Below are 16,915 nucleotides of genomic sequence, written 5' to 3' on the forward strand. Positions count from 1 at the left end.
CTGCCAGTGGGGTCTACTTCCCTTGCAGGCAAATCGTCATTTTCATTCTTTAGACTGCGCCAGCCTCCGCGAGAGGTGGCGCCTTCGCCTTCATTTATAGGGGACTTCGATGTCCGTACGACGCACACGCAAAGACGATGGCAGCCAATGGACAGTTGCGGACAGCCGCAGTGTTTACGGGATTCGCCATTGGGGGGCCGGGTATTTCGCGATCAATGAAGCCGGTCGCGTAGAAGTCCGTCCGAACGGCCCGAACAGCACGCCCGTCGACCTGTACGAGCAAGTCGATGAGTTGCGCAAAAGCGGCCTGTCGTTGCCGCTGCTGGTGCGCTTCCCCGATATCCTGCAAGACCGCGTGCGCCAATTGACCGGTGCCTTCGATGCCAACATCGAGCGCCTGGAATACCAGAGCAAGTACACCGCGCTGTACCCGATCAAGGTGAACCAGCAGGAAGCGGTGATCGAGAACATCATTGCCACCCAGAACGTTTCCATCGGCCTGGAAGCCGGCTCCAAGCCTGAGCTGCTGGCCGTGCTGGCCCTGGCGCCGAAGGGCGGCACCATCGTCTGCAACGGTTACAAGGACCGCGAGTTCATCCGCCTGGCGTTGATGGGCCAGAAACTCGGTCACAACGTTTTCATCGTCATCGAGAAAGAATCCGAGGTCGAGCTGGTGATCGAAGAGGCCGCCAGCCTCAAGGTCAAGCCGCAGGTGGGCCTGCGTGTGCGCCTGTCGTCCCTGGCATCGAGCAAGTGGGCGGACACCGGTGGCGAGAAATCCAAATTCGGTCTGTCGGCAGCCCAGTTGCTGTCAGTGGTCGAGCGCTTCCGCGCAGCCGGCCTGGACCAGGGCATCCGCCTGCTGCACTTTCACATGGGCTCGCAGATCGCCAACCTGGCCGACTACCAGCACGGGTTCAAGGAAGCCATTCGTTACTACGGCGAACTGCGCAACCTCGGCCTGCCGGTGGATCACATCGACGTCGGCGGTGGCCTGGGCGTGGACTACGACGGCACGCACTCGCGCAACGCCAGTTCGATCAACTACGACATGGACGACTACGCCGGCGTGGTAGTGGGCATGCTCAAGGAGTTCTGCGACGCGCAGAGCCTGCCGCATCCGAATATCTTCTCCGAAAGCGGCCGCTCCCTGACCGCTCACCACGCCATGCTGGTGGTACAGGTCACTGACGTCGAGAAGCACAACGACGAAATCCCAACCATCGAAAACAAGGAAAGCTTGCCGGAAACCGTGCAATGGCTGGTGGACCTGCTGGGCCCGACCGACATCGAGATGGTCACCGAAACCTACTGGCGCGCCACCCACTACATGAGCGACGTGGCCACCCAGTACGCCGACGGCAAGCTGACCCTGGCCGAAAAAGCCCTGGCCGAACAGTGCTACTTCGCGGTGTGCCGCCGCCTGCACAACTCGTTGAAAGCCCGCCAGCGCTCGCACCGCCAGGTGTTGGACGAACTCAACGACAAGCTGGCCGACAAGTACATCTGCAACTTCTCGGTATTCCAGAGCTTGCCGGATACGTGGGCCATCGGCCAGGTCTTGCCGATCCTGCCGCTGCACCGCCTCGACGAAGAGCCGCTGCGCCGCGCCGTGCTGCAAGACCTGACCTGCGACTCTGACGGCAAGATCAAGCAATACGTCGACGAGCAGAGCATCGAAACCAGCCTGCCGGTTCACGGCTTGAACGAAGGCGAGGACTACCTGCTGGGTATCTTCCTGGTCGGCGCCTATCAGGAAATCCTGGGCGACATGCACAACCTGTTCGGTGACACCGACTCGGTGAACATCTACCAGCGTGAAGACGGTTCGGTGTACAGCGCCGGGATCGAGACTCACGACACCATCGAAGACATGCTGCGCTATGTGCACTTGTCGCCGGAAGAGTTGATGACGCACTACCGCGACAAGTGCGCGAGCGCGAAGATCTCGGCGTCCGAGCGTACCCAGTTCCTGGATGCGTTGCGTCTTGGGTTGACTCGTTCTTCTTACTTGTCTTCTTGAGTCGCGCGGCCTCACCGGAACTGAGCGAGTGTTCATTTAGTTCCTGTGAGGCCGACTGCATTGGCACGACGTTGATCAAGTCACCTTACGAGCAAGCATTGCGTCACTGGGCATTTGCTCTCTGAGTGAGCGTTGAGGGCTATCTGCGTTATTGTGCCCTGACTGTTGAGGCGCGACAGGAGCACCTCTTTTCCATCGATTGTCAGGTCCTTTGATTCGCCTTTGGTGATTCTGTGCTGTTCAGTCCCATGTATCACCACGAGTGTGTACTCACCGGCCATTTGGTTCTCCACCCGCAGTGTCCCGGCCGGCTGCGCTGTTGAGTCCGATGGCGCCGTGCAGCCTGCGGTAGTCAGCGTGGCGATTACCCAAAGGGTGACGATGCCTGTTTGTCGTTTGATATTCATAGCGATTTTCCTTGGCGTAAGCAGGGGAGGTTGCCCACCGCTATTCAACGCTTGAAAAATCGGCTTGTAACCTGTCAGAAGTAACAGGTAGGGGCTCGTGTCAGCGGGTATCGCTCAGCCAGCGATTCTGCGTGCTCAACCACCAGGCAATCGCCCCCAGGATCAAGCTGCGTACCGCCATGAATAGCAAAAAAGTTATCCACAGTCCGTGGTTGCCCAAGCCCTGCAAGGCCCAGGCAATCGGCAGTACCAGCAGCACCGTCAGCAACATCCCATCGCGCATTTCCCGCGCCCGCGTTGCACCGATAAACAGCCCATCGAGCAAATAGCTCCACACCGCAATCAACGGCAATACCGCGAGGTAGGGCAGGTAGATATCGGCGGTTTCGCGCACGCTGGGGATATCGGTTTGCATGGCGATGAACAGATGGCCGCCGAGGGTGAACAGCAGGGCGAAACCCACGCTGGCGATCAGCGACCAACCACAGGCAACCACCAATGACCGCCGTAACGCTTGCCGGTCACGTGCGCCGATGGCGTGGCCGCACAGAGCCTCGACCGCGTGAGCCAGGCCATCCAGGGCATGTGCCGTCAGCAACAGGCCATTGAGCAGCAGCGCATTGGCTGCAACGGTAGCGTCCCCCAACCGTGCACCTTGCACCGTGATCATGAAAAAGACTGACTGCAAGGCGAGGCTGCGAATAAAGATATCGCGGTTCACTGCCAGCAGCGGGCGCCAGCTTTGCCACAGTGTCAGCGCGGCCCAGGCGATATGCCCAGGATAGGCGCGCAGGGCTTTTTGCGTAAGCGCCAGGCCGAGCAGGGCGCCGGTCCACTCTGCGATCACCGAGGCTCGGGCGGAGCCGACCACGCCCCAGTCCAGCCCGAGGACGAACCATAGGTTAAGCACAATGTTGACAAGGTTGGTGGTCAGCAAAATCGCCAATGGCGCTCGTGCATTCTGGGTGCCGAGGAACCAGCCGACCAGTGCATAACTGGCGAGGGCGGCGGGCAGGCCGAACAGGCGCGTGTGGAAAAACTCGCGGGTCAGTTGGTTCAGTTCGGGCGAGGGCTGCATCCATTCCAGGGCCAGATGGCTCAGGGGAATGCCCACGGTACCGAGTAACATCGCCAGCCCCAGCGCCAACAGCAAGCCTTGCAACAGGATTTGCCGCAGCGCTGCACCATCGTTGCGCCCGGCGGCCTGGGCGGCGAACCCGGTGGAGCCCATGCGCAGGAAACCCATGGCCCAGGCGAGGAAGGTATACAGGCTGGCGCCGACAGCCACGGCACCCAGTTGGTGGGCGTGGGGCAGGTGACCGATGACCATGCTGTCCACCAGAGCCACCAAGGGCACCGAGATATTCGACAGGATCATCGGCGCGGCCAGGGCCCAGACGCGGCGATGGGTGGGGCGGTGGCGCCAGTCGGTCAGCAGGGCGGTCATGAAGGCTCCTTGGTGGAGCGCCATTGTAACCGTCAACCCGCCACACAGCAGAACCAATGTGGGAGCTGGCTTGCCTGCGATAGCAGTGGGTCAGCCAGTGAAGGTATCGGCTGAAAGACCGCTATCGCAGGCAAGCCAGCTCCCACCGTTTGATCTCCAGTGGCTGTGGGATTTGGCTTGGCTTCATGCCCACCTAGAACCAACCGCCCCTCCGTCGGTCAATGTGACCGGCGCCGCAGCAGCTTGGTCGGCGCTGATATATAGTTCACCCCTCGGTTCCCTCTGACTATGAGTGCCCCATGCTTAACAAAGGACTGTTCCTGGCCTGCGCGCTGGCCCTGCTGAGCGCTTGCGATTCTTCTGATAAACCCGCAGCACCGCCTGCGCCCACTGTGGCGGTAGCGCCGAAGCCGGTGAAAGCGGCGGTGGACGTGGCAGCGTTGAAGCAACGCTATGCCGGACGTGAGCTGAGCGTGGTGGATGTGTCCGAGGTGCAGTTGGATGGGGCCAGCACGCTGTCGGTGAGTTTTTCCATTGCGCTGGACCCCGATCAGAAATTCGCCGACAAGCTGCACCTGGTAGACAGCAAGTCCGGCAAGGTCGATGGCGCCTGGGAACTCTCCGATAACCTGATGGAATTGCGCCTGCGCCACCTTGAACCGCAGCGCAAACTGGTGCTGACCGTGGACGCCGGGGTGAAGGCGATCAACGGCAACACCCTCGCCGCCGAATACAGCGCCCGCCTGGAAACCCGCGACCTGCAAGCCACCGTCGGCTTCGCCAGCCGTGGCACCCTGTTGCCGACGCGCCTGGCCGAGGGCCTGCCGGTGATCGCGTTGAATGTCGACAAGATCGACGTGGAATTCTTTCGGATCAAACCCGAATCCCTGCCGTCGTTCCTGGCGCAGTGGGGGCGTAATACCAGCCTGCAAAGCTATGAGTCCCGTGAACTGCTGCCAATGGCCGAACTGGTGTACGGCGGGCGTTTCGACCTGAACCCGGCGCGCAATACCCGCGAAACCCTGTTGCTACCGATTGCCGGCCTCAAGCAGTTGCAGCAGCCGGGCGTGTACCTCGCGGTGATGCGCGCTTCGGGCACCTACAACTATTCGCAACCGGCCACCCTGTTCACCTTGAGTGATATCGGCCTGTCGGTGCACCGCTATGCCAATCGCCTGGATGTGTTTACCCAGGCCCTGGAAGGCGGCAAGGCACTGAACGGCGTCGAACTGGAAATCCTCGATGCCGAAGGCCGCGTGCTCGGCCAGGGCAAGACCGAAGACGGTGGCCACGCCGAGTTGCCGCTGCCGAAAAAAGCCCAGGTGTTACTGGCCAAGCAGGGCGAGCAAACCAGCCTGCTGCGCCTGGACAGCGCCGCGCTGGATTTGGCGGAGTTCGATATCGGCGGGCAACCGTCCCACCCATTGCAGCTCTTTGTGTTCGGCCCGCGTGATTTGTATCGCCCCGGCGAAACCGTGCTGCTCAACGCGCTGTTGCGTGACAAGGATGGCAAGGCGGTGAAGCCTCAGCCGGTTAGCGTCGAAGTGCGGCGCCCGGATGAACAGGTGAGTCGCAAGTTCGTGTGGGAGGCCGACGCGTCGGGCCTGTATCAATACCCGTTGCAGCTGGCTGGCGAGGCGCCGACCGGGCGCTGGCAGTTGGTGTTCGACCTCGGTGACGGCAAGCCGCAACTCTATGAATTTCTCGTCGAAGACTTTCTGCCCGAACGCCTGGCGCTGGAACTCAAGGGCAGTGACACGGCGTTGAGCCCGGCGGATAACCCGGTCATCCAGGTCAACGGTCGTTACCTCTACGGCGCGCCCGCCTCCGGTAACCGCGTCAGTGGCCAGGTGTACGTGCGGCCACTGCGTGAGGCGGTCAAATCCCTGCCGGGCTACCAGTTCGGTTCCGTCACTGAAGAAGAGCTGAGCCAGGATTTCGAACTGGACGAAAGCGTACTCGACGCCAATGGCGAGCAAGCGCTGACTCTGGAAAGCAAGTGGGCCGAGGCTAAATCGCCGTTGCAACTGATTGTGCAAGCCAGCCTGCAGGAGTCCGGCGGTCGGCCGATCACCCGGCGCCTGGTGCAGCCGATCTGGCCGGCCGAGCAACTGCCGGGCCTGCGTGGCCTGTTTGACGGCAAGGAAACCAACGGCGATGGCCCGGTGGAATTCGAAGTGCTGGTGGCCAACCAGGACGGTCAGAAACTGGCCGCGCAAGACCTCAAGGTGCGCCTGGTGCGTGAGCGCCGCGACTACTACTGGAACTACTCGGAGAATGACGGCTGGAGCTACCACTTCAACGAGAAATTCCTCAACCTCGATGAGCAGAGCCTGAACATCAAGGCGGGCGACACCGCCAAGGTCAGCTTCCAGGTGGAGTGGGGCCCTTACCGTGTGGAGGTTGAAGACCCGCACACCGGGCTGGTCAGCAGCCTGCGTTTCTGGGCCGGCTACCAGGCCCAGGACAACACCGAAGGCGGCGCCGTGCGCCCCGACCAGGTCAAGCTGGCGTTGGACAAGCCCGCCTATGGCGATGGCGACACCGCCAATGTCACCGTCACGCCACCGGCTGCCGGTAAAGGCTACCTGTTGGTGGAGTCTGCCGAAGGTCCGCTGTGGTGGCAGGAAATCGACGTGCCGGCCGAAGGCAAAAGCTTTGCGGTGAAGCTCGACCCGAAATGGTCGCGCCACGATCTGTATGTGAGCGCCCTGGTGATTCGTCCCGGCGAGCGCAAAGCCAATATCACGCCTAAACGCGCCGTGGGCTTGCTGCACCTGCCGCTGGATCGCACCCAGCGTAAACTCGGCCTGACCCTCACTGCGCCAGAAAAAATGCGCCCCAAACAACCTCTGACGGTGAAGATCGCCGCCAGGAACGCCGATGGCAGCGTGCCCCAACAGGTGCACGTACTGCTGGCGGCGGTGGACGTGGGCATCCTCAATATCACCGAGTTCCCAACGCCCAATCCGTACGCCAGTCTGTTCGGCCGCAAAGCCTATGGCGTCGACCAATTCGACATCTACGGCCAGTTGATTGAAGCCGGCCAAGGGCGCCTGGCCAGCCTGGCATTTGGTGGCGACGCGGCGTTGGCCAAAGGCGGCAAGCGCCCGGATACCAGCGTGACCATCGTCGCCCTGCAAAGCGCCCCGGTGACGCTGAACGACAAAGGCGAGGGCGAGGTCAGCGTCAATATCCCCGACTTCAATGGCGAACTTCGCCTGATGGCCCAGGCCTGGAGCGATGATCGCTACGGTATGGCCGAAGGCAAGACGGTGATCGCCGCCCCGCTGATTGCCGAGCTGTCGGCGCCGCGCTTCCTGGCAGGAGGCGACCAGACCACCTTGGCCCTGGACCTCTCAAACCTGTCGGGCAAGGCGCAGAAACTCGATGTGCAATTAACGACGCAAGGGCCGTTGGAACTGGTCAACAGCGACGCGCAATCGGTTGAACTCAAGCAAGGCCAGCGCACCACCCTGCGCATTCCGGTACAAGCCTGGGGCGGTTTCGGTCAGGGCAAGGTCAAGGTTACGGTCAATGGCCTGGACCTGCCGGGGGAAAACCTGCCGCCGTTCAGCCGCGAATGGACCTTAGGCGTGCGCCCGGCGTACCCGGCCTTGCTCAAGCATTACCGCGCCGTGATCAAGGATCAGCCGTGGAGCTTGCCGGCGGGTGCGCTGGATCAGTTCGATGCCTCGGGGCGCGAGGCGTTGTTGAGCCTGTCGAGCCGGCCGCCGTTGAACCTGGGCGCGCAGATCAGTGCGCTCAAGGCGTACCCCTATGGTTGCCTGGAACAAACCGCCAGTGGCTTGTACCCGTCGCTGTACGCCGACGACGCGCTGCTCAAGCGCCTGAGCATCAAGGGCGAGCCGGATGCCGAGCGCAAGCGCAAGATCGAGTTGGGCATCGAGCGCCTGCTGGGCATGCAGCGCTACAACGGCAGCTTTGGCCTATGGGGCGCTGACGGCGAGGAAGAGTATTGGCTGACTGCGTATGTCACCGACTTCCTGCTGCGCGCCCGCGACCAGGGTTTTGCAGTACCGCCTGAAGCCTTGAAGAAGGCCAGCGAGCGCCTGTTGCGGTATGTGCAGGAGCGTAATCTGATCGAGGTGGATTACAGCGACAACGCCGAACACACCCGGTTTGCCGTGCAGGCGTATGCTGGCATGGTGCTGGCGCGCAGTCAGCAGGCGCCGTTGGGTGCCTTGCGCAGCCTGTTCGAACGGCGCAGTGATGCGCGCTCCGGCTTGCCGTTGGTGCAGTTGGCCATCGCCCTGCAGAAAATGGGCGACCAGCCGCGTGCCGATCAAGCCTTGCTTGCCGGTTTGGCGGCGCAGCGCAGTGCCAAGGAGTGGCTGGCCGACTACGGCAGCCCGTTGCGCGATCAGGCGATGATTCTGGCGTTGCTGGAGGAAAATGACTTGGCCAAGGGCAAGCGTGAAGAGCGCCTGTTTACCTTGTCGGACCAGTTGGCGGCCAGCCCCTATCTGTCGACCCAGGAGCGCAACTCGCTGTTCCTGGCCGGGCGGCTGGGTTTCGCCCAGCCCGAATCGGCGTGGAAGGTGCTGTTGGATGGCGGCGACGGGGAGCATGAGCTGAATAACCAGCAGTCGACGCTCAACCTGGAAGGCAAGCTGCTTTCCGGCAATTTGAGCCTGACCAATCAAAGCGATGTGCCGGTCTACCAGCAACTGACAATCTCGGGTTACCCACAAGTGCCGCCTGCCCCGGGTGGCGAGAACCTGAGTATTCGCCGCGAATACCTGGGCATGAATGGCCAGCCGTTGAATTTGCGCAGCCTCAACAGCGGCGACCTGGTGCTGGTGCACCTGGCCGTCAGTGCCAAGCAACGCGTGCCGGATGCCTTGGTGGTGGACTTGCTGCCCGCCGGTCTGGAACTGGAAAACCAGAACCTGGCACAAAGCGCAGCGAGCCTGGAGAACGCCAGCAGCCAGGTGAAGGAGTGGCGCGAGTCGATGCAGAACGCATCGCTCAAGCATCAGGAGTTCAGGGACGACCGCTATGTGGCGGCGATGAATCTGGATGGCTATGGCACCACGCACTTGTTGTACCTGGCGCGTGCGGTGACACCGGGAACCTACCGCGTGCCGCCGCCGCAGGTAGAGTCGATGTATCGGCCGAACTGGCAGGCGGTGGGCGAGACGCCGGTGGATATGGTGATCAAGGGCCGCTGAAAGACACTGTAGGAGCGAGCTTGCTCGCGAAAAACGTCAACGAGAACGCGTGTTTCCTGAATCAACGCGGCGCTTTTGAGTTCTTCGCGAGCAAGCTCGCTCCTACAGGGGGAGTCGAGTGGTTGCACCGTCAGTGCACGACCCAACTGAGTAGCCAAAGCCCCAGCATCAGCCAGATGATCCCCACGATAATCGAGGCCCGCATAAAGGCGCGTACCGCCGAGTACAGGAAGAGCAACCCGACGATCAGAGTGATGATGCTGATGATCGAGGTGTCCATGCCCAAGGTGCGTGACAGGCCGTCGATAAAGTTGCCGCCGGCGTGGGTCAAGGCCCCGAACAAACCGCTGAGCCCGTCGACGATAAAACGGATGACGGAACCGAGCGCCTGGCCCAACCATTCGAAAAAGCTTTCTACCTGCATGTGCGTGTCCTGATGAGAAGGTGGGCGTAACTGTGCCTTTGGTTGTCGATAACGCAGGCGAGTTCCCTGCAAGCATAGAGGTTTGCCCGTTTGAGTTTTAGTTTAATCACCTGCAGATGTACGCGGCCCAATGTGGGAGCTGGCTTGCCTGCGATAGCGGTGGGGCAGTTGTGGATAAGTTGACTGATCCTGCGCTATCGCAGGCAAGCCAGCTCCCACAGTTGCTGCGCTGGGTCTTGGGCTGTGTGGTGTTGGTGGCCGCCCTGCTATGGCTGGCCGATCGCATCTGGCCCTTGCCCCTGCCCCAGGACGACCTGGCGCGGGTGGTGCTGGCCGAAGATGGCACGCCGCTGTGGCGATTTGCCGATGCCAATGGCGTATGGCGCTACCCGGTACAAACCCGCGAAGTCTCACCCTATTACCTCGACGCGCTGCTCACCTATGAAGACCGCTGGTTCTACCAACACCCCGGCGTAAACCCGTTGGCGCTGGTGCGTGCGACCTGGCAAAACCTGAGCGGCGCGCGAGTGGTGTCCGGCGGCAGCACCTTGTCGATGCAGGTTGCGCGCCTGCTCGACCCACACTCACGCACCCTGCACGGCAAGTTACGCCAGCTGTGGCGTACCGCGCAGTTGGAGTGGCACCTGTCCAAGGACGAAATCCTCAACCTGTACCTGAATCGCGCGCCCTTCGGCGGTACGCTGCAGGGCGTGGCGGCAGCGAGTTGGGCGTACCTGGGCAAGTCGCCATCACAACTGACTCACGCCGAAGCCGCGTTGCTCGCGGTATTGCCCCAGGCGCCGAGCCGTTTGCGCCCGGACCGCCATCCGCAGCGCGCCCAGCTGGCCCGGGACAAAGTGCTGCGCCGCCTGGCCGAGTTTCAGGTATGGCCGCAATCGGCGGTGGATGAAGCCTTGGAAGAACCCCTGTTGCTCGCCCCACGCCTGGAACCGAGCCTGGCGCCCTTGCTCGCACGTCGCCTGAATCGCCCCGACAGCCCGCCACTGATTCGCACCACTCTGGATGCCACCTTGCAACGCCGTCTCGAAGACCTGCTGTTGGGCTGGCGCGCACGCCTGCCGGAGCACACCTCGGCGGCCATCCTGGTGGTGGAAGAAGAAAGCATGGCGGTGCGCGCCTACCTGGGGTCGGTGGATATCAACGACACCAAGCGCTTTGGTCATGTGGACATGATCAGCGCGCTGCGTTCGCCCGGTTCCACCTTGAAGCCTTTTCTCTACGGGATGGCGTTGGATGACGGCCTGATTCACTCCGAATCGCTGTTGCAGGACGTGCCTCGGCGCTATGGCGATTACCGCCCTGGCAACTTTTCCATGGGCTTTACCGGGGCGGTACCGGCCAGCACCGCGTTGTCCAGTTCGTTGAACCTGCCTGCGGTGCAACTGCTGGAAGCCTACGGGCCCAAGCGCTTTGCCGCACAGATGCGCATCGGTGGCATGCCCTTGGCGTTGCCGGCATTGGCCGAGCCGAACCTAGCGCTGATCCTCGGCGGTGCGGGCAGTCGTCTGGAAGAACTGGTGAGTGGCTACAGCGCCCTGGCCCGTGATGGCAAGAGCGCCAGCCTGCGGTTACAGCCGGACGATACGCTCAGGGAGCGGCCGTTGCTGTCGCCCGGCGCCGCTTGGATTGTGCGGCGCATCCTCAGCGGCCAGGCGCGGCCCGACCGTGACCCGCGTGCCGAGCTGGTCCAACGGCCGGTGCTGGCGTGGAAAACCGGCACCAGTTATGGCTTTCGCGATGCCTGGGCGATTGGCGTGGGCCCGCGTTACCTGATTGGCGTATGGATCGGCCGGCCCGATGGCACGCCGGTACCGGGGCAGTTCGGCCTGGCGTCGGCAGCGCCGTTGATGTTGCAGGTGCATGACGTGCTGACCAACCGCGATAGCCAGCGCGGCATCAGTGCGCCAGTCAAACCGGTGCCTGCCAATATCGGCGTGGCAGCGATTTGTTGGCCGCTGGGCCAGCCCATGAGCCGCAGCGACCCCAATTGCCGCCGCCAGCGTTTTGCCTGGACCCTGGACAACACCACGCCGCCGACCTTGCAGGCATTGGATCAACCCTTGAGCGTGGGCTTGATGGAAAGCATCTGGGTTAACCCCAAGGGTTTGAGGGTCGATGCCCATTGCCCTGGCGCAACCGCCAAAAGCGTTGCCCTGTGGCCGGCGCCGCTGGAGCCCTGGTTGCCAAGGATTGAACGCCGTGAAGCACGCATTCCTGCGCCTGACCCGGATTGCCCTCCGCCGGCGCTGGCTGCGGCGTCGCCGTTGTCCATCGTGGGCGTACGCGAAGGCGACCAACTGCGCCTGCCCGCTGCCAGTCAACAAGCCTTGCGCCTGAACATCTCCGCCCTGGGCGGCAGTGGCCGGCGTTGGTGGTTCCTCAATGGGGCGCCGTTGGGCGACAGCGCGAACCAGGACAGCATCAATGCCAGTTTTGAACGGCTGGGCCGCTATCAGCTCAGCGTATTGGATGAAGCCGGCCAAACCGCCAGGCTCGAGTTCAGCGTTGTCGACTGATCGTTCCCACGCGGAGCGTGGGAGTGATCGGGTAAGCTATACCCATTCAGGAGCCCCCGCATGAACCTCGAACACCTCACCGAACGCCTGCACCGCATCCGCGATACCAACGACTGGAAGCAGTTCCACAGCCCGAAAAACCTGGCCATGGCTGCCAGTGTGGAAATGGCCGAGCTGGTGGAAATCTTCCAATGGCTCACCGAAGATCAATCCCGCCAACTGCCCGCCGATAAACTTGCCCATGCGGGCCAGGAGGTCGGCGATATTGTCCTGTACCTGCTGTTGCTGTGCAGTGAACTGGGCCTGGATATGAACGAAGTGGTGCGCGCCAAGCTGGCCGATAGCGAACGGCGGTTTGCCCATGAGTGATCGTCATTTCGACCAGTTGGCCACGCGCTTTGCCGAGAAGATCTACGGCGGTGCCAAGGGCGCGATTCGCCTGGCGGTGCTCCAGGCCGACCTGATGGAAGCCTTGCCGCAACGCCCGTTGCGCGTGCTGGATATCGGCGCAGGCCTGGGGCACATGTCGCTGTGGCTGGCCGAGCGCGGCCACGAGGTAACCCTGGCCGAACCCGCGGCGCCGATGCTTGAAGGTGCGCGCCAGCGCTTCGCTGACGCGGGCCAAAGCGCGACCTTTATTCATGCACCGTGGCAGGAGTTGCTCGGCCAACTCACCGAGCCTTACGATCTGGTGCTATGCCATGCCGTGCTGGAGTGGTTGGCCGAGCCCCACGCCATCCTGCCGGTACTGCACCAACTGACGCTGCCGGGTGGCTGGTTGTCCCTGGCGTTCTACAACCGTGATGCGTTGATCTACCGCAACCTGCTCAAAGGCCACTTCCGCAAAATGCGCAAGAACGACATGGCCGGCGAAAAGCAGAGCCTGACGCCGCAACAACCCCTGGACCCACGGGAGTTGGCGGCGCAACTCGAAGGGCTGTGGCAGGTCGAAAGCCAAAGTGGCGTGCGGGTGTTCCACGACTATATGCCGGTGGAATTCCAGGCGCGCGCCAACCTGCAGGACTTGTTGGAGATGGAGCTCGCTCACCGTCGTCACCCAAGCTTTGCCGGGCTTGGGCGATATTTGCACTGGATCTGCCGCCCGGTTTAAGCGGCCCAGCGTGGGAGGTCGACATGCGTCGTCTCGGTTTAATCCTGTTGTCTCTAGGCCTTGTGGCCTGCTCGAGCCCCAATCCTTACGTGGCCAGTTCGGCACCGATGCCGCCGGCGCCCGCCCAGGCGGCCACTACCTTTGATGCCAGCGCCTACCCCGCGCCGGTGCGCGACTATGGTGCCTACCGCAGATGGGGTTGGCTCAACGGTCAGTTGCCGGCGGGCACGGCCTGGGCCGATTCGGCGCAGATTGCCGAGGCTGTCAGCGGCGCCCTCGATCAGCGCGGCTTGCGCCCCTTGCATGACAAGCGTGCACCCGACCTGCTGGTGAGCGCCGATGTACGCCTGGAAAAACGCCTGCGCCAGGTCCAGGACGATTATGGTTACGGCTACGGCGGCTATAACCGCTATGGCAACGGTTACGGCATGTACAACAGCGTGCCCGTGGTGCGCACCTATGAAGTGACAGTGGCCGTGGCGCGTATCAGCCTGTTCGATGCGCGCACCCGCCAGCCGGTGTGGAGCACCAGTGCCGAAACCACCAGCCAGGGCAGCCTGAGCGAACGCGCCGATAGCTTGCGCAAGGCGATGCAGAAGGCAATGGCTGCCTATCCGCCCAGTTAGCAGCTATTCTCATTGCAAGCCCACGTTGTTTTTGGAGAACACCATGCTTCGTCGCATCGCTGCGCTTGCTGTTGTCATGTTGCTGGGCGGTTGCCAGAGCAACCAGGTCAACCACGATTTCGACGCCAGCCGAGACTTCGGCGCCTACCGCAATTGGGCCTGGAAAGACCCAGCGTTGCAGTACCGTCCCGATGATCCGAGGATCAAGAGCGACCTCACCGAGCAACGCATCCGCCAGGCCGTGGGCGAACAGCTGGATCAGCGGGGTTTGCGTCCTGCGGCGGCGGGTACCAAGGCTGACCTGAATGTACAGGCCTACCTGATCGTCGAAGACCGCCAGCAGCAAGTCACCACCAACTATGGCGGTGCCTGGGGCGGCCCGTGGAATGGTTACTGGGGCGCGCCGATGTACAACGAAACCCGCAACATCACCTACAAGGTCGCGACCATCCAGATCGACCTGCTCGACGGCAAGGACGGCAAGCTGGTGTGGCGCGGCAGCGACGAACAGATGATGGCCAGCACGCCGAACCCCGAGGAACGCAACAAAGCCATCCGCAGCACCGTGACCAAGATCCTTTCCAACTACCCGCCGCGCTGATCCCCCCGTACCCCTGTGGGAGCGGGCTTGCTCGCGAAAGCGGTGTGCCAGTCACTGCTTCAGTGACTGCACTACCGCTTTCGCAGGCAAGCCAGCTCCCACATTTGATCTTCAGTGTTTTGAGCATAGCGTTCGCTTAGCTGAGTTGTATTAGGGGGCCGACATTCAGGGCATCTCCGCCAGTCGCCAATGTGGCGAGTTGCCAGCAACCTGCCGAAGCCTTGTCTACACTCCAGTGCAACGGAGAGTTAGCGCAGGAGTGCTTCGATGTCTCCCCGATTCGGTTCCAGGCAGCGTGGTGCAATAGGCTTGATGGCGGCAGGCACCTTGGCCTTGGCCTTGGTGTTTACGTTGCTGGCGGTTGACAGCGGGCGCTTGTATTTGGAAAAGCGCAAGCTGCAATCCGTCGCCGATACCTCGGCGTTGGAGGCAGCCAGTCTCGGTGGCCAATGCGGTACCAACACCACCGCAAACGCCTATGTCACGCAAAATGCCGCGCGCAACGGTTTTGTGGTCGGTAATGGCAGCACCCTGGCGGTGACGTGCGGCACCCTGGCGACCAATGCTCTGAACACCCGTGTGTTTACCGCGGATGCCACCAAGAGCGACGCGATCCGCGTGGTGGCCTCGCGCACCGTCCTGACCAGCATCGCCAATGGCCTGTGGAACCTGTTCAGCGGCGCGCCGATCACCCCGCAAATCAACTTGAGCGCCACCGCCGTCGCAGCGACACCGCCGCCCGTGGCGCAGCTCTCGATCCGCAGCAGTCTGGCCAGCGTCGACTCAGGCAAATCCCCACTGCTCAACCTGGTCATCGGCAACCTGCTCGGCGGTAACCTTTCGCTCACGGCGGCGGGTTGGAACGGCTTGCTGCAGACCAACGTCAACCTGCTCAGCTATTTGGACCAACTGGCGATCAACCTGAACGTGAAGGCCGGTGAATACGATGCCTTGCTCAGTACCGCAGTCTCGGCTACTCAACTGATCGACGCTGCTGTGAAGGTTTTGCAGAAAAACGGTGCGGCGGTCACGGCGGTGGTCAATGACGTGATTTCGATTCAAGCCATTGCACCCAACAGCAAGCTGTTGACCGTGGGTGACCTGATCGACATCGCCACCGGCACGCCGACGGCGGCGCTGAACAGCAATGTGCAATTGTTTCAACTGTTGGAAGCGGTGGCGCAGTTGTCCAGCAGCAAGAATGCGGTGAGCGCGGCGGCGCAGGTCGCGATTCCGCTGGTGGGCAATGTGTCGATCCAGACCAAGGTCATCGAACCGCCGCAGCTGTCGGCCATTGGCAATCCTGTGCTGGCCAAGAAGGGCTTGCAAAATACCCCGCCGACCGATCAGATTTTTGTACGCACCGCGCAAGTGCGCACGTTGGTGACCGTGCAGGCACCGATCATCAAGGCGGTCTCTGGCGTGGCGTCCATATTGACGGGCCTGGGCACGCCGGTGTCCCAGGTGGTCAAGGGCTTGTTGAACCTCAACCTGCCAGCGGTGGTTGGCGGTGTGTTGTGCCTGGTGGCCTGCAATGTGGCTGACGTGGATGTCACCACATCGCTGGCCATTTACATCGAAGCCGGCAGTGCGCAAACCCATGTCACGGATTTCAATTGCGACTCGCCGGCCTCCAAATCCTTGACGGTGGAAACCACTACGTCCCTGGCGACCCTGGCGGTCGGTACGGTGGATCCGGAGGCGGCTTTTTCTTCCTCCGCAGCAGTCGATGTGCAGCCGGTCAGGCTGATCGATTTTGGCCAGCGCTACTGTGTGGTCCTGACGCTGCTGTGCAGCCCTAACCGTACACCCAATGTGGGGGGCGGTTTGCTGTTGAAAGCCAACTCCACCATTGCTGCGCAAACCAGCACGATGGTGTTTGCGCCGGTGGCCGAGATGAATGCGCCGCCCACCTACAAGTTCGCGCCGGGCACCGCCAATATCGTCGGCAGCCTGGCGGCGACCCTTAATGGCTTGCAGGTAACTTATGCACCGCCCAGCGGCAGTGTCTCCAATGGTGCGCTGGCTGGGGTCGCCGGGCTGTTGGCGACCATCACCACGGCGGTGGTGGGGCTGATCCAGAACGTGCTGTCGCCGATTCTCGACCCTATCGTCAACACCTTGCTCAGCGCCTTGGGCATCAACTTGGGCAATGCCGAAGTTGGTGCCAATCTCTCTTGCCATATGGGCCGGGCTTATCTGGTGATTTAGCCTGTTGGTCTATCTGATGCACCGCGTTCCAAATGTGGGGGGTTGCCTGGTATGGCGGCCTGACAGCCGACGCCTATCTGGCTGACACCCCGCGTTCCAAATGTGGGAGCTGGCTTGCCTGCGATAGCGGCCTGCCAGTCGACACAGTTATACCGAGTACATATCCATTGCTGCGGTAACGGCCACTTAGGGTTCCGCCCTGACGGCGGCTCACTTTGCAAAAGCCGGGATGCCGGCCCAGGCCAAAGTAAGCAAAACGCTCTTGCCCCACCACTCGGCACCTCGTCTGGGCTCGGTGTGCCCGTAATCCGCCAGCGTGGTTTGACGGGGCGC

At 62.2% G+C, this 16,915-nt stretch carries 11 protein-coding genes; 8 read left to right on the top strand and 3 right to left on the bottom strand.

What is annotated here, in order from left to right; genetic code table 11:
• Positions 1–109 precede the first annotated feature (109 nt).
• The gene (gene speA, locus GIV35_RS11970) at positions 110–2,023 is read left to right on the top strand and encodes an arginine decarboxylase (protein ID WP_096144003.1); all 1,914 of its coding nucleotides are present in this window, start codon (positions 110–112) and stop codon (positions 2,021–2,023) included.
• 80 nt (positions 2,024–2,103) lie between these two features.
• Here speA and GIV35_RS11975 read toward each other — a convergent pair whose 3' ends face one another.
• Positions 2,104–2,430, bottom strand: coding sequence for a hypothetical protein (locus GIV35_RS11975; RefSeq protein ID WP_223023812.1), 327 nt, complete (start codon positions 2,428–2,430; stop codon positions 2,104–2,106).
• A 100-nt stretch (positions 2,431–2,530) separates the two neighbouring features.
• Positions 2,531–3,877, bottom strand: a complete 1,347-nt coding sequence (locus GIV35_RS11980) for an MATE family efflux transporter (protein ID WP_236264515.1) — start codon at positions 3,875–3,877, stop codon at positions 2,531–2,533.
• Positions 3,878–4,176: 299 nt separating this feature from the next.
• Between GIV35_RS11980 and GIV35_RS11985 the strand changes: the two genes are divergently transcribed.
• The gene (locus GIV35_RS11985) at positions 4,177–9,072 is read left to right on the top strand and encodes an alpha-2-macroglobulin family protein (protein ID WP_236264514.1); all 4,896 of its coding nucleotides are present in this window, start codon (positions 4,177–4,179) and stop codon (positions 9,070–9,072) included.
• Between the two features lie 130 nt (positions 9,073–9,202).
• On the opposite strand, the gene GIV35_RS11990 is transcribed toward GIV35_RS11985, so the two are convergent.
• Positions 9,203–9,496, bottom strand: a complete 294-nt coding sequence (locus tag GIV35_RS11990; RefSeq protein ID WP_003188208.1) for a hypothetical protein — start codon at positions 9,494–9,496, stop codon at positions 9,203–9,205.
• A 224-nt stretch (positions 9,497–9,720) separates the two neighbouring features.
• Between GIV35_RS11990 and pbpC the strand changes: the two genes are divergently transcribed.
• The 6 genes from pbpC to GIV35_RS12020 all read left to right on the top strand — a co-directional run bounded on the left by pbpC (position 9,721) and on the right by GIV35_RS12020 (position 16,582).
• Complete coding sequence (pbpC, locus tag GIV35_RS11995) at positions 9,721–12,033, top strand: peptidoglycan glycosyltransferase PbpC (RefSeq protein WP_419789552.1); 2,313 nt, start codon at positions 9,721–9,723, stop codon at positions 12,031–12,033.
• Between the two features lie 60 nt (positions 12,034–12,093).
• Positions 12,094–12,402: a MazG-like family protein gene (locus GIV35_RS12000; protein ID WP_003188211.1), complete on the top strand. Its 309-nt coding sequence runs from the start codon at positions 12,094–12,096 to the stop codon at positions 12,400–12,402.
• Complete coding sequence (locus tag GIV35_RS12005; RefSeq protein ID WP_223023815.1) at positions 12,395–13,144, top strand: methyltransferase; 750 nt, start codon at positions 12,395–12,397, stop codon at positions 13,142–13,144. The genes GIV35_RS12000 and GIV35_RS12005 overlap by 8 nt, the downstream gene beginning before the upstream one ends.
• A gap of 23 nt (positions 13,145–13,167) precedes the next feature.
• The gene (locus tag GIV35_RS12010) at positions 13,168–13,770 is read left to right on the top strand and encodes a DUF4136 domain-containing protein (RefSeq protein ID WP_236264513.1); all 603 of its coding nucleotides are present in this window, start codon (positions 13,168–13,170) and stop codon (positions 13,768–13,770) included.
• A 43-nt stretch (positions 13,771–13,813) separates the two neighbouring features.
• On the top strand, positions 13,814–14,371 hold the full coding sequence (locus GIV35_RS12015) for a DUF4136 domain-containing protein (protein ID WP_034126431.1): 558 nt from the start codon (positions 13,814–13,816) through the stop codon (positions 14,369–14,371).
• A 267-nt stretch (positions 14,372–14,638) separates the two neighbouring features.
• Positions 14,639–16,582, top strand: a complete 1,944-nt coding sequence (locus tag GIV35_RS12020) for a pilus assembly protein TadG-related protein (RefSeq protein WP_236264512.1) — start codon at positions 14,639–14,641, stop codon at positions 16,580–16,582.
• Positions 16,583–16,915: the final 333 nt, after the last annotated feature.

The organism is Pseudomonas sp. PA-1-6B (assembly GCF_021609545.1).
Taxonomy (GTDB): domain Bacteria; phylum Pseudomonadota; class Gammaproteobacteria; order Pseudomonadales; family Pseudomonadaceae; genus Aquipseudomonas; species Aquipseudomonas fluorescens_BV.